Below are 13,440 nucleotides of genomic sequence, written 5' to 3'. Positions count from 1 at the left end.
CCGGACGAAACGCAGAAAATCCCGTCCGGTGCATGAGACTGGTCCCACCGTAGAAGGTATGAAGGAAACGAGGTCGGATGATGCGTACGCGTCCGCTGAAGGTGGCGCTGCTGGGCTGTGGAGTGGTCGGCTCAGAGGTGGCGCGCATCATGACGACGCACGCCGACGACCTCGCCGCCCGCATCGGGGCCCCGGTGGAGCTCGCCGGGGTCGCCGTACGCCGGCCCGACAAGGTGCGTGAGGGAATCGACCCCGCCCTGGTCACCACCGACGCCACCGCCCTCGTCAAGCGCGGGGACATCGACGTGGTCGTGGAGGTCATCGGTGGCATCGAGCCCGCCCGGACCCTCATCACCACCGCCTTCGAGCACGGCGCCTCCGTCGTCTCCGCCAACAAGGCCCTCCTCGCCCAGGACGGCGCCGCCCTGCACGCCGCGGCGGACGCGAACGGCAAGGACCTCTACTACGAGGCCGCCGTCGCCGGTGCCATCCCGCTGATCCGTCCGCTGCGCGAGTCCCTCGCCGGCGACAAGGTCAACCGGGTGCTCGGCATCGTCAACGGGACGACCAACTTCATCCTCGACGCCATGGACACCACCGGCGCCGGGTACCAGGAGGCCCTCGACGAGGCCACCGCCCTGGGCTACGCCGAGGCCGACCCGACCGCCGACGTCGAGGGCTTCGACGCCGCCGCCAAGGCCGCCATCCTCGCCGGGATCGCCTTCCACACGCGCGTGCGCCTCGACGACGTCCACCGCGAGGGCATGACCGAGGTCACCGCCGCCGACTTCGCCTCCGCCAAGGAGATGGGCTGCACCATCAAACTGCTCGCCATCTGCGAGCGGGCCGCGGACGGGGCGTCGGTCACCGCGCGCGTGCATCCCGCGATGATCCCGCTCAGCCATCCGCTGGCGAGCGTGCGCGGGGCCTACAACGCCGTCTTCGTGGAGTCCGACGCCGCCGGGCAGCTCATGTTCTACGGGCCCGGCGCCGGCGGTTCGCCGACCGCGTCCGCCGTGCTCGGCGACCTCGTCGCCGTCTGCCGCAACCGGATCGGCGGCGCCACCGGGCCCGGCGAGTCCGCCTATGCCGCACTGCCCGTCTCGCCGATGGGCGACGTCGTCACGCGCTACCACATCAGCCTCGACGTCGCCGACAAACCGGGCGTCCTCGCCCAGGTGGCGACCGTGTTCGCCGAGCACGGTGTCTCCATCGACACCGTCCGGCAGTCGGGGAAGGACGGCGAGGCCTCCCTCGTCGTCGTCACCCACCGAGCGTCCGACGCCGCCCTCGGCGGTACGGTCGAGGCGCTGCGCAAGCTCGACACCGTGCGGGGTGTCGCCAGCATCATGCGGGTTGAAGGAGAGTAACCAGCAATGACCCACCAGTGGCGCGGAATCATCGAGGAGTACCGGGACAGGCTGCCGGTCTCCGACAGCACGCCGGTCGTGACGCTCCGTGAGGGCGGCACGCCGCTCGTGCCCGCGCAGGTGCTCTCCGAGCGCACGGGCTGCGAGGTCCACCTCAAGGTGGAGGGTGCGAACCCGACCGGGTCCTTCAAGGACCGCGGCATGACCATGGCCATCAGCAAGGCCAAGGAGGAGGGTGCGCAGGCCGTCATCTGCGCGTCCACGGGCAACACGTCCGCCTCCGCCGCCGCGTACGGCGTGCGGGCCGGGATGGTCTCCGCCGTCCTCGTGCCGCAGGGCAAGATCGCGCTCGGCAAGATGGGCCAGGCCCTCGTGCACGGCGCGAAGATCCTCCAGGTCGACGGCAACTTCGACGACTGCCTCACGCTCGCTCGCGCGCTGAGCGACAACTACCCCGTGGCGCTGGTCAATTCGGTCAACCCGGTACGTATCGAGGGGCAGAAGACGGCCGCCTTCGAGATCGTGGACATGCTCGGCGACGCGCCCGACATCCACGTCCTGCCGGTGGGCAACGCGGGCAACATCACCGCGTACTGGAAGGGCTACAAGGAGTACGCCGCCGACGCGATCAGCACGAGGACGCCCCGGATGTGGGGCTTCCAGGCCTCCGGCAGCGCCCCGATCGTGCGCGGCGAGGTCGTCAAGGACCCGTCGACCATCGCCACCGCCATCCGCATCGGCAACCCCGCCTCGTGGGACTTCGCGCTCGCCGCGCGGGACGAGTCCGGCGGCGCCATCGACGAGGTGACGGACCGTGAGATCCTGCGCGCATACCGGCTGTTGGCCTCCCAGGAGGGCGTCTTCGTCGAGCCCGCGTCCGCCGCGTCGGTGGCCGGTCTGCTGAAGGCCGCCGAGCAGGGCAAGGTCGACCCGGGGCAGCGCATCGTGTGCACCGTCACCGGCAACGGGCTGAAGGACCCCGACTGGGCCGTCGCCGGCGCCCCCCAGCCGGTCACCGTCCCGGTCGACGCGGCCACCGCGGCCGAGCGCCTCGGCCTCGTCTGAGCACGCGCCCGGCCGGGCGCGTGCCGGGCTCTCGGCGGGGCGGCCCGGCCGTCCCGCCGACGGGAAAACGCGCCCCTCCCACCGGCGCGAACGGGCGTAAGCGACGCCCATCCGGGAAAGCCCTTAGCGGGGGGTGCACAGGGGGCTTACGACACGCATCGTGCGCCGCCTGTGCGCCCTGTGTCGCCACAGAACCTTCCTTCGATAGGCTGTACCGAACCCGCCCGCCGCATATGCCGCGGTACCGCGCTGTCTCCGCGGTCGGCAAGCGGCAGCGGTCCGGTCGCCCGTTCGGCAGGAAGCGGCGGCCCCGGGGTTCCTGTACGTCACCGAATGCCGATCGAACGTCATTCGACCACCACGCAGCTCAAGGAGAGTCATCGAGCGATGGCCGGTCCAGCGTTCCGCGCCGCCGCCGTCCGGGTGCGCGTCCCCGCCACCAGCGCCAACCTCGGCCCGGGCTTCGACGCCCTCGGCCTCGCGCTGGGCTTGTACGACGACGTGGTCGTCCGGGTGGCCGACTCCGGGCTGCACATCGACATCGCGGGTGAGGGCAGCGAGACGCTGCCGCGCGACGAGAAACACCTGCTCGTACGCTCCCTGCGCACCGCCTTCGACCTCCTCGGCGGACAGCCGCGCGGCCTGGAGATCGTCTGCGCCAACCGCATCCCGCACGGCCGCGGCCTCGGTTCCTCCTCCGCCGCCATCTGCGCCGGCATCGTCGCCGCGCGCGCGGTGACGATAGGCGGCGAGGCCCGCCTCGACGACGCCGCGCTGCTCGACCTCGCCACCGAGATCGAGGGCCACCCCGACAACGTGGCGGCCTGTCTGCTGGGCGGCTTCACCCTGTCCTGGATGGAGTCCGGCGCCGCCCGGGCCATCAGGATGGAGCCCTCCGATTCCATCGTTCCGGTGGTTTTCGTGCCCGGAAAGCCGGTCCTGACGGAGACCGCGCGCGGTCTGCTCCCGCGCACCGTGCCGCACGTCGACGCCGCCGCCAACGCGGGCCGCGCCGCCCTGCTCGTCGAGGCCCTGACCAGGCGCCCCGAGCTGCTGCTGCCGGCCACCGAGGACCGTCTCCACCAGGAGTACCGCGCGCCGGCCATGCCGGAGAGCGCCGCACTGGTGGAGCGGCTGCGCGGCGACGGCATCCCGGCGGTCATCTCCGGTGCCGGCCCCACGGTGATGGCGCTCGCCGACGCCGTCACGGCCGACAAGGTCGAGGCGCTGGCGGGCACGGACTGGGCGGCCAACCGGCTGAGCCTGGACCAGCAGGGCGCCAGCGTCCTGCCACTGGCGACCTCCGGTGACCTCTAGACGCGGACGGTTGCCGGATTTCGAGAGGGGGAATGTTTGTTGGATCCGGTAGTGTTAATCTCAAGTCTGCACCCGACCCCACCATGGCGAGGTGCCTCGTGTCCCCGTCCGGGACAGACATTCTTCCGGGAGCCCCCCAAGCCGCATTGTGTGCTCGACGTCGTACGTCATCAGTACGGCCGACACGGACACTGAGCGGCCCGCCGGGCACGCTTCGGAACCGGTGCGACCACACCGCGTGACACAGACACTGGGTGCCACGGCCAGGGGGAGCGCCATCACCAGATATCTCTTCCGCCGCTTAGGCGGACCACCGCCCCGGCACGGTTCACACAGCAAGGACCGAAGCCGGACAGCACAACCGGTCGCCGAGCCAGACAGGCCGACGTCCGCTCCAGGGAAGGACCCTTCGTGAGCGACACCACCGATCTGATGGGCGCACGTGTCGAGGAGACCGCTGCCGCGCCCGCCACGGACGCCTCCGCGCCTGCCACCGGTGCCGGCTCCCGGCGGCGCCGCGGTACCGGCCTCGAGGGCATGGTGCTGGCCGAGCTGCAGCAGGTCGCATCCGGCCTCGGCATCAGGGGCACCGCGCGGATGCGCAAGAGCCAGCTGATCGAGGTCATCAAGGAAGCGCAGGCCGCGGGGGGCGCCCCCGCCAAGGCCGCGCCCGCCGCGGACGCCGCCGGCGAGACCAAGCCGAAGCGCCGCGCCACCTCCCGCTCCCGTACGGGCGACGAGAGCGCCACCGCCGAGAAGGCCGCGAAGGCCGGCAAGGCCGAGAAGAAGGCGGACAAGACGGCCGCCGACAAGGCCGTGGCCCAGCAGCAGATCGAGATCCCCGGCCAGCCGTCCCCGAAGGTGTCGGCCTCCGCCGACCAGTCGGGTGCCCCCGCCGACGACGCCCCCTCCGAGCGCCGCCGTCGCCGGGCCACCGCCGACGCCGGCAGCCCGGCCGCCGCCACCGACACGGCCGTCGCCGAGGTCAAGAGCGAGCCGAGGAACGACTCCTCCGCGCAGCAGTCGCAGCAGAACCAGGGCGACGGGCGGGGCGACGCCGGTGACGGCGCCGAGGGCCGCCGCCGCGACCGCCGCGACCGCGACCGCGATCGTGACCGCGGGCGTGACCGCGACCGCCGCGGCAAGGGCGACGACCAGCAGCAGAACCAGGGCGGCGGTCAGCAGCGCCAGCAGCAGGGCGGCGGACGCCAGGACCGTCAGCAGCAGGACGACGACGACTTCGACGGCGGCCGCCGTGGCCGTCGCGGCCGCTACCGGGACCGCCGGGGCCGTCGCGGGCGCGACGACATCCAGCAGGAGCCGCAGATCAACGAGGACGACGTCCTCATCCCGGTCGCGGGCATCCTCGACATCCTCGACAACTACGCGTTCATCCGGACCTCCGGCTACCTGCCCGGTCCGAACGACGTGTACGTCTCCCTCGCCCAGGTCCGCAAGAACGGCCTGCGCAAGGGCGACCACCTCACCGGTGCGGTGCGGCAGCCGAAGGAAGGCGAGCGGCGCGAGAAGTTCAACGCGCTGGTCCGCCTGGACTCCGTCAACGGCATGGCGCCCGAACACGGCCGCGGACGGCCGGAGTTCAACAAGCTGACGCCGCTGTACCCGCAGGACCGCCTCCGCCTGGAGACGGACCCCGGCGTGCTCACCACCCGCATCATCGACCTCGTCTCGCCCATCGGTAAGGGCCAGCGCGGTCTGATCGTGGCCCCGCCGAAGACCGGCAAGACCATGATCATGCAGGCGGTCGCCAACGCGATCACCCACAACAACCCCGAATGCCACCTGATGGTCGTCCTCGTCGACGAGCGTCCGGAAGAGGTCACCGACATGCAGCGGTCGGTGAAGGGCGAGGTCATCTCCTCGACCTTCGACCGCCCGGCCGAGGACCACACCACGGTCGCCGAGCTCGCCATCGAGCGCGCCAAGCGACTGGTGGAGCTGGGCCACGACGTCGTCGTGCTGCTCGACTCGATCACGCGTCTGGGCCGTGCGTACAACCTCGCCGCCCCGGCCTCCGGCCGCATCCTGTCCGGTGGTGTCGACTCGACCGCCCTGTACCCGCCGAAGCGCTTCTTCGGTGCGGCCCGCAACATCGAGGACGGCGGCTCGCTGACCATCCTCGCCACCGCCCTGGTGGACACCGGGTCCCGCATGGACGAGGTGATCTTCGAGGAGTTCAAGGGCACCGGCAACATGGAGCTCAAGCTCGACCGCAAGCTCGCCGACAAGCGCATCTTCCCGGCGGTGGACGTGGACGCGTCCGGTACCCGTAAGGAAGAGATCCTGCTCGGCAGCGACGAGCTGGCCATCGTCTGGAAGCTGCGCCGGGTGCTGCACGCGCTCGACTCGCAGCAGGCGATCGAACTGCTCCTCGACAAGATGAAGCAGACCAAGTCGAACGCCGAGTTCCTGCTGCAGATCCAGAAGACGACCCCGACGCCGGGCAACGGCGACTGACGTCTTCGCACACCACAGAGCCGCCCCCGTCACACCCGTGACGGGGGCGGCTCTGTGCGTTGTCTGTGAACAGGTGTACGATCACGCCTTCGCGAGTGTTCGGCGTCCGGGGGGATCGACCGGCGCCACGCCGCTCGCTTCACCAATTTCTCATCTCCTGGGGGGACTTGAGTGCCTACATCCCTGTCCGCGTCCGGACGGACCCGCCGCCACAGACGCGGCACTCGTGTCGCGCTGCCCGCGCTCGCCGCCGGCCTCGCCGGGCTCGTGGCCGCCACGCTGACGACGTCGTCCGCCACCGCCGCTCCCACCGTGCCGGACCCGACGGTCCGGCCCGCCCCGAGGACCGTGCCGCAGGCCGAGCTGCAGCGGCGCATCGCGGGCGCCGTGGCCGGCGACGACAAGGCCGGCGAGCACGCCGGCCGGACCCAGCGCAGTGACACCACCGGCGACGCCGCCGCGATCGACCCGAAGATCATCGGCGGCACGCAGACCGGCATCTCCACCGCGCCGTGGATGGCCCAGCTCTGGTACTACGACGACCGCGGCACCACGGGCGAGAGCGACGACATCGGCTTCTTCTGCGGCGGCGCCGTCGTCGCCCCGACGAAGATCCTCACCGCCGCGCACTGCGTCAAGGGCTACAACTGGTACGCCAACGGCGCCGTCGTCACCGGCACCGCGCAGCTGGCCACGAACAGCGACCTGCACGGCGGCACCGTGTCCGGCGTGTGGCGGCAGTGGAACCACCCGTCGTACAACGCGGTGACCATCGACAACGACCTGGCCCTGCTGACCCTGCCGAACCCGGTCACGGCCAAGCCGATCCCGATGACGACGGCGAACGACACGGCCTCCTACCAGGCCGGGACCGGCGCCAAGGTGTACGGCTGGGGCCGCACCAGCTCCACCTCCGACGACATCTCCGACGTGCTGAGGACGGCCACGCTGCCGATCCAGTCGGACGGCACCTGCGCCGGCGCCTGGGGCGCCGACTACGTCAAGGGCCACATGATCTGCGCCGGCGCACCCGCGACCGGGTCCGACACGGGCACCGTCACGCCGTGCAACGGCGACTCCGGCGGCCCCCTGGTCGTCGGCGGCCGCATCGTCGGCGTCGTCTCCTGGGGCGTGGAGGACTGCGTCGCAAAGGGCGCGTACGGTGTCTTCGCCAAGGTCAGCACCTACGCCGGCACCACCTACCCGCGGGTGGACGACACCGACATCAGCGGCGACGGCCGCGCCGACCTGTGGCTGCGCCAGGCGTCCAACAAGGTGGGCTACTCCCAGAACTCCAAGGGCACCTCCTTCGCCGCCCGCGAGGCCTGGGGCGACTGGAGCGGCGTCAACCTGGTCGTCCAGGCCGACCTCGACCGGGACGGCTACCAGGACCTCGTCAGCCGCGGCACCGACGGCAGCCTGGTCTGGTCGCACTACCAGCCCTCCAGCCAGTCCTGGGCGCACAAGACCCTCGCCACCGGCTGGGGCAGCCGCAAGCAGATCCTCGTGCCGGGCGACCTGACCGGGGACACCCTGCCCGACCTCCTGTCGCTGGACTCCGCGAACACCCTCCTGCTCTACCCGGGCCGCGGCAACGGCACCTTCGGCAGCCCGATCCGGGTGACCACCGGTTTCTCCGCCTACAACCAGCTCCGCGGGCACGGCGACTTCACCGGCGACGGCAAGGCGGACCTGCTCGCCCGCGCCGGCAACGGCGACCTCTACCTGTACTCGGGCCGCGGTACGGCCACCAGCGCCTTCTCGTCCCGGATCAAGCTGCGGTCCTGGCCCGACGTCAAGACCGTCGTCTCGCCCGGCGACGTGACCGGCGACGGCAAGGCCGACGTCGTGGCCATCACGAAGTACGGGAACGCCTACCTGTACGCCGGTACCGGCAAGGCCGGAACCGCGATCTTCGCCACAGCCGTCAAGATCGGCAGCGGCTACGGCAGTTACGACATCGTCAGCTGAAACCGCAGGTGACCGCGGGATTCGCGGTCCCGCAGGCGACTCTCTGTGCCCGGCGCGTCACGCGCCGGGCACAGTGTGTTGTGCAACCCTGTCCCGAGTTCCGCCGTCCGACGTACGGGGGGACGATGGTGAGGTACCGGTGGAAACCCGCCGGATCCGCACCGACCCGACCCTGAGAAGCAGGGGGTAGCCGACCGTACGAGAACCGAGGAGCACATGTCCGCCGAGAGTATGCCGGATCCCGCCATACCCGGCCCCGGAGAGTCCGGCGCCGACGGGCCCCGCCGCCGGGGCAAGGGGCGCCGCCGCAAGCCCCGCGACAGACGGCGCAAGGCGCTGCTCGCCATGGCCTGGACCGCCGCGGGCATCGTGGTCCTGGGCGGCACCGGCGCCGGAGTCCTGTACTTCAAGCTCAACGGCAACCTCACGAGCGTCGACATCGACCAGGCCCTCGGCACCGACCGGCCCGAGAAGGCCGACAACGGCTCCGAGAACATCCTCGTCCTCGGCTCGGACACCCGCTCCGGCGGCAACAAGCGGCTCGGCGGCGGCGCCGACGACGGCACCGCCCGCTCCGACACGGCGATGGTCGTGCACGTCCACAAGGGACACAAGAAGGCCAGCGTGGTCTCCATCCCCCGCGACACCCTCATCGACCGGCCCGAGTGCACCGGCACCGACGGCGACGAGCACCCCGCCGCGACCGACGTGATGTTCAACTCCGCCTACTCCACCGGCGGCGCCGCCTGCGCCGTGAAGACCGTCGAATCGGTCAGCGGCCTGCGCATGGACCACTACCTCGAGGTCGACTTCAGCGGCTTCCAGCAGCTCATCGACGACCTCGGCGGCGTCGAGGTCACCACCACCGCGGACATCAAGGACCCCGACAGCCACCTCGACCTGAAGGCCGGCACCCACCGGCTCGACGGCGAGCAGTCCCTCGGTCTGGTCCGCACCCGGCACGGCGTCGGCGACGGCTCCGACCTGGGCCGCATCCAGCTCCAGCAGGCCTTCGTCAAGGCCCTGGTCAACCAGGTCGACGACATCGGCCTGCTCGGCAACCCCAAGAAGCTGTACGACGTCGCCGACACCGCCACCAAGACCGTCACCACCGACTCCGACCTGGGCTCGGTGAACTCCCTGATGTCCTTCGCGAGCGGCCTCAAGGGCATCGGCCCCGCCAACATGCACATGGTCACCATGCCGGTGATCTACGACCCCGCCGACGCCAACCGCGTCCTCGTCGAGGAGGCCAAGGCCCGGCAGGTGTGGGACGCGCTGAGGCACGACCGGCCGATCCCGGCGAGCGCGACCGCGGACACGGCCACCGGCCAGGCCAAGGACGTCGTGTCCGCGTCCTGAGCACCCGGCACCCGGAAGGCGGCCTACGGCACCCGGGGAATAGATCACCCGGCCCCCCGGTTTTGGGAGATGCGGCCGGTCCTGGCAGACTGGTACGTCGGCCCCGGTTCACGCTCCCGCATCCCGCGGCGGCGACCCGGCGCCCTCCCGAACCTAGGAGACACCTTGAAGCGCGACATCCACCCCGAGTACGTCGAGACGCAGGTCAGCTGCACCTGTGGCGCGTCGTTCACGACCCGCAGCACCATCGACTCCGGCACCATCCGGGCCGAGGTCTGCTCCGAGTGCCACCCGTTCTACACGGGCAAGCAGAAGATCCTCGACACCGGTGGCCGCGTGGCCCGCTTCGAGGCCCGCTTCGGCAAGGCTGCCGCCGGCTCCAAGAAGTAGCGAGCCACCGATCGCCGGTCCACGGCCGCACCCCCGGGCGGGGGGCGCCGGGACCGGCGTTTTTGGTCGCCCGCCTTCCCCCTCACCGCAGTAGCAGGAGCCCAAGATGTTCGAGGCCGTCGAGGAACTCGTCGCCGAGCACGCCGACCTGGAGAAGAAGCTCGCCGACCCGTCGGTCCACTCCGACCAGGCCAACGCGCGCAAGCTGAACAAGCGTTACGCCGAGCTCACCCCGATCGTCGCCACGTACCGCTCCTGGAAGCAGACCGGCGACGACATCGAGACCGCACGCGAATTCGCCGCCGACGACCCGGACTTCGCCGCCGAGGTCAAGGAGCTGGACAAGCAGCGCGAGGGGCTCACCGAGAAGCTGCGCCTGCTGCTCGTCCCGCGCGACCCCAGCGACGACAAGGACGTCATCCTGGAGATCAAGGCCGGTGCGGGCGGCGACGAGTCGGCGCTGTTCGCCGGTGACCTGCTGCGCATGTACCTGCGCTACGCCGAGCGGGTCGGCTGGAAGACCGAGATCATCGACGCCACCGAGTCCGAGCTGGGCGGCTACAAGGACGTCCAGGTCGCCGTGAAGACCAAGGGCGGCCAGGGCGCCACCGAGCCCGGCCAGGGCGTCTGGGCCCGGCTGAAGTACGAGGGCGGCGTACACCGCGTGCAGCGCGTGCCCGCGACCGAGTCCCAGGGGCGCATCCACACCTCCGCGGCCGGCGTGCTCGTCACGCCCGAGGCCGAGGAGATCGACGTCGAGATCAACCCCAACGACCTGCGCATCGACGTCTACCGGTCCTCCGGCCCCGGCGGCCAGTCCGTCAACACCACCGACTCCGCCGTGCGCATCACGCACATTCCGACCGGAGTCGTCGCCTCCTGCCAGAACGAGAAGAGCCAGCTGCAGAACAAGGAGCAGGCGATGCGTATCCTGCGCTCCAGGCTGCTCGCGGCGGCGCAGGAGGAGGCGGAGAAGGAGGCCGCGGACGCCCGTCGCAGCCAGGTCCGCACCGTCGACCGCTCCGAGAAGATCCGTACGTACAACTTCCCGGAGAACCGCATCTCGGACCACCGCGTCGGCTTCAAGGCGTACAACCTGGACCAGGTCCTGGACGGCGACCTCGACTCGGTGATCCAGGCCTGCGTCGACGCGGACTCGGCGGCCAAGCTCGCCGCCGCGTAAGCACCGCCGCACCACCCGCACCGGACCACAGCTCAGCCCCGGAGGACCAGCGTGAACCTGCTGCTCGCGGAGGTGGCCCAGGCCACCCAGCGGCTGGCCGACGCCGGCGTGCCCTCGCCGCGCACCGACGCGGAGGAGCTCGCCGCGTACCTGCACGGCGTCAAGCGGGGCGAGCTGCACACCGTGCCGGACGCGGACTTCGACGCCCGCTACTGGGAGGTCGTCGCCCGCCGCGAGGCGCGTGAGCCGCTCCAGCACATCACCGGCCGCGCCTACTTCCGCTACCTGGAGCTCCAGGTCGGCCCCGGCGTCTTCGTGCCCCGCCCCGAGACCGAGTCCGTCGTCGGCTGGGCCATAGACGCCGTGCGCGCCATGGACGTCGTCGAGCCGTGCATCGTCGACCTGTGCACCGGCTCGGGCGCCATCGCGCTCGCGCTCGCCCAGGAGGTGCCGCGCTCGCGCGTGTACGCCGTGGAGCTGTCCGAGGACGCCCTGGTATGGACCCGCAAGAACATGGAGGGGTCCAGGGTCGAGCTGCGCCAGGGCGACGCCCTGACCGCCTTCCCGGACCTCGACGGCCAGGTCGACCTGGTGGTCTCCAACCCGCCGTACATCCCGCTCACCGAGTGGGAGTACGTCGCCCCCGAGGCCCGCGACCACGATCCCCAGATGGCCCTGTTCTCCGGCGAGGACGGCCTCGATCTGATCCGCGGCCTGGAACGCACCGCGCACCGCCTGCTGCGCCCCGGCGGGGTCGTCGTCGTCGAGCACGCCGACACCCAGGGCGGCCAGGTGCCGTGGATCTTCACCGAGGAGCGGGGCTGGGCCGACGCGGCCGACCACCCCGACCTCAACAAGCGCCCTCGCTTCGCGACCGCCCGCAAGGCGCTGCCGTGAACACCCCGATGACTTCGACCCCGCAGTACGTGTACGAGGAGGCCCGCTAAATGGCTCGGCGATACGACACCAACGACGCGACCGACCGTGTGACCGGTCTGCGTGAGGCCGCGTCCGCCGTCCGCCGTGGCGAGCTCGTGGTGCTGCCCACGGACACGGTGTACGGCATCGGCGCCGACGCGTTCTCGTCGGAGGCCGTCGGTGACCTGCTGGAGGCCAAGGGCCGCGGCCGCAACATGCCCAGCCCCGTCCTGATCGGCTCCCCGAACACCCTGCACGGCCTGGTCACCGACTTCTCGGAGAAGGCCTGGGAGCTGGTCGACGCCTTCTGGCCGGGCGCGCTGACCCTCGTCGCCAAGCACCAGCCCTCGCTGCAGTGGGACCTCGGCGAGACCCGCGGCACGGTGGCCGTGCGGATGCCGCTGCACCCCGTCGCCATGGAGCTGCTCACCGAGTTCGGCCCCATGGCCGTCTCCTCCGCCAACCTGACCGGTCACCCGGCGCCGGAGGACTGCGACGCCGCCCAGCAGATGCTCGGCGACTCCGTCTCCGTCTACCTCGACGGGGGCCCCACCCCCGGCAACGTCCCGTCGTCCATCGTCGACGTCACCGGCGAGGTGCCGGTGCTGCTGCGCGCGGGCGCGCTGTCGGCGGAGGAGCTGCGCAAGGTGGTACCCGACCTCGAGGTGGCGAATTGACGGCCCCTGAGACGGGGCGTGGCATAGGCATCGGGGAACGCGCCGCGGAGGTGACGACGACCTTCGGCTTTCCGCGCGACAGCTTCCGCATCCTCCACGTCAGCACGGGCAACGTCTGCCGCTCGCCCATCACCGAGCGGCTGACCCGGCATTTCGTGACGGAGCGGCTGGGCGTCCTGGGCGGCGGCCTCATCGTGGAGAGCGCGGGCACCTGGGGCCACGAGGGCGCGCCCATGGAGGCGAACGCGGAGACGGTCCTCGCGGAGTTCGGCGCGGACGCGGCCGGCTTCACCGGGCGTGAGCTGCTCGACGAGCACGTGATCCGGGCCGACCTGGTGCTGACGGCGACCCGGGACCACCGGGCGCAGGTCATCTCCATGGGGCACTCGGCGGGGCTGCGCACCTTCACGCTCAAGGAGTTCACCCGCCTGGTGAACGCCATCGACCCCGCGACCCTGCCGTCCCTGGACGAGGGCGTGGTCGCGCGTGCGCGCGCGCTGGTGCGCGCGGCGGCGGCTCTACGCGGGTGGCTGCTGGCGCCCACGGCGGAGGCGGACGAGGTGTACGACCCCTACGGGGCGCCGCTGACGTTCTTCCGGTCGATCGGCGACGAGATACACCAGGCGCTGGACCCGGTGGTCACGGCGCTGACCGGGGTCGCCGCGCGGACGTGACGCGGTAACTCGGGCATTCGGGACTTTCCGGGCCT

The 13,440-nt window shown here is 71.4% G+C and carries 11 protein-coding genes; all 11 read left to right on the top strand.

Annotated features, from left to right (window positions below; translation table 11 throughout):
* The first annotated feature begins 77 nt into the window (after nucleotides 1-77).
* On the top strand, nucleotides 78-1,370 hold the full coding sequence (locus tag ACIRG6_RS09870; protein WP_239762764.1) for a homoserine dehydrogenase: 1,293 nt from the start codon (nucleotides 78-80) through the stop codon (nucleotides 1,368-1,370).
* A 6-nt stretch (nucleotides 1,371-1,376) separates the two neighbouring features.
* Nucleotides 1,377-2,435: a threonine synthase gene (gene thrC / locus ACIRG6_RS09865; RefSeq protein WP_189228647.1), complete on the top strand. Its 1,059-nt coding sequence runs from the start codon at nucleotides 1,377-1,379 to the stop codon at nucleotides 2,433-2,435.
* Between the two features lie 387 nt (nucleotides 2,436-2,822).
* On the top strand, nucleotides 2,823-3,752 hold the full coding sequence (gene thrB, locus ACIRG6_RS09860) for a homoserine kinase (protein ID WP_403321930.1): 930 nt from the start codon (nucleotides 2,823-2,825) through the stop codon (nucleotides 3,750-3,752).
* Between the two features lie 411 nt (nucleotides 3,753-4,163).
* Nucleotides 4,164-6,230: a transcription termination factor Rho gene (rho, locus tag ACIRG6_RS09855; protein ID WP_403321928.1), complete on the top strand. Its 2,067-nt coding sequence runs from the start codon at nucleotides 4,164-4,166 to the stop codon at nucleotides 6,228-6,230.
* 171 nt (nucleotides 6,231-6,401) lie between these two features.
* Nucleotides 6,402-8,201: a trypsin-like serine protease gene (locus tag ACIRG6_RS09850; protein WP_403321927.1), complete on the top strand. Its 1,800-nt coding sequence runs from the start codon at nucleotides 6,402-6,404 to the stop codon at nucleotides 8,199-8,201.
* Nucleotides 8,202-8,417: 216 nt separating this feature from the next.
* Nucleotides 8,418-9,563 (top strand): LCP family protein, encoded by a 1,146-nt coding sequence (locus tag ACIRG6_RS09845; RefSeq protein ID WP_364682072.1) that lies wholly within the window; start codon nucleotides 8,418-8,420, stop codon nucleotides 9,561-9,563.
* 165 nt (nucleotides 9,564-9,728) lie between these two features.
* Nucleotides 9,729-9,953, top strand: coding sequence for a 50S ribosomal protein L31 (gene rpmE / locus ACIRG6_RS09840; RefSeq protein ID WP_018571447.1), 225 nt, complete (start codon nucleotides 9,729-9,731; stop codon nucleotides 9,951-9,953).
* A 106-nt stretch (nucleotides 9,954-10,059) separates the two neighbouring features.
* Nucleotides 10,060-11,136, top strand: a complete 1,077-nt coding sequence (prfA, locus tag ACIRG6_RS09835; RefSeq protein ID WP_239762782.1) for a peptide chain release factor 1 — start codon at nucleotides 10,060-10,062, stop codon at nucleotides 11,134-11,136.
* 51 nt (nucleotides 11,137-11,187) lie between these two features.
* Nucleotides 11,188-12,033: a peptide chain release factor N(5)-glutamine methyltransferase gene (gene prmC / locus ACIRG6_RS09830; protein WP_161168806.1), complete on the top strand. Its 846-nt coding sequence runs from the start codon at nucleotides 11,188-11,190 to the stop codon at nucleotides 12,031-12,033.
* A gap of 50 nt (nucleotides 12,034-12,083) precedes the next feature.
* The gene (locus tag ACIRG6_RS09825) at nucleotides 12,084-12,731 is read left to right on the top strand and encodes an L-threonylcarbamoyladenylate synthase (RefSeq protein ID WP_403321924.1); all 648 of its coding nucleotides are present in this window, start codon (nucleotides 12,084-12,086) and stop codon (nucleotides 12,729-12,731) included.
* Nucleotides 12,728-13,405 carry an arsenate reductase/protein-tyrosine-phosphatase family protein gene (locus ACIRG6_RS09820; protein WP_239762788.1) on the top strand — a complete coding sequence of 226 codons (678 nt, stop codon included), beginning with the start codon at nucleotides 12,728-12,730 and terminating at the stop codon, nucleotides 13,403-13,405. The genes ACIRG6_RS09825 and ACIRG6_RS09820 overlap by 4 nt, the downstream gene beginning before the upstream one ends.
* Nucleotides 13,406-13,440 lie beyond the last annotated feature (35 nt).

Origin of the sequence: Streptomyces flaveolus (genome assembly GCF_044765825.1) — a bacterium.
Lineage (GTDB): Bacteria > Actinomycetota > Actinomycetes > Streptomycetales > Streptomycetaceae > Streptomyces > Streptomyces flaveolus.
Note: the sequence above shows the minus strand (reverse complement) of the source record. Positions and strands in the feature narration are given on the sequence as shown.

Bases quoted from the DNA above. Each gene is read 5' to 3' on its own strand.
- ACIRG6_RS09845 (WP_364682072.1), top strand. From the start codon at position 8,418: ATGTCCGCCGAGAGTATGCCGGATCCCGCCATACCCGGCCCCGGAGAG.
- thrB (WP_403321930.1), top strand. From the start codon at position 2,823: ATGGCCGGTCCAGCGTTCCGCGCCGCCGCCGTCCGGGTGCGCGTCCCC.
- ACIRG6_RS09870 (WP_239762764.1), top strand. From the start codon at position 78: ATGATGCGTACGCGTCCGCTGAAGGTGGCGCTGCTGGGCTGTGGAGTG.
- prfA (WP_239762782.1), top strand. From the start codon at position 10,060: ATGTTCGAGGCCGTCGAGGAACTCGTCGCCGAGCACGCCGACCTGGAG.
- thrC (WP_189228647.1), top strand. From the start codon at position 1,377: ATGACCCACCAGTGGCGCGGAATCATCGAGGAGTACCGGGACAGGCTG.
- ACIRG6_RS09825 (WP_403321924.1), top strand. From the start codon at position 12,084: ATGGCTCGGCGATACGACACCAACGACGCGACCGACCGTGTGACCGGT.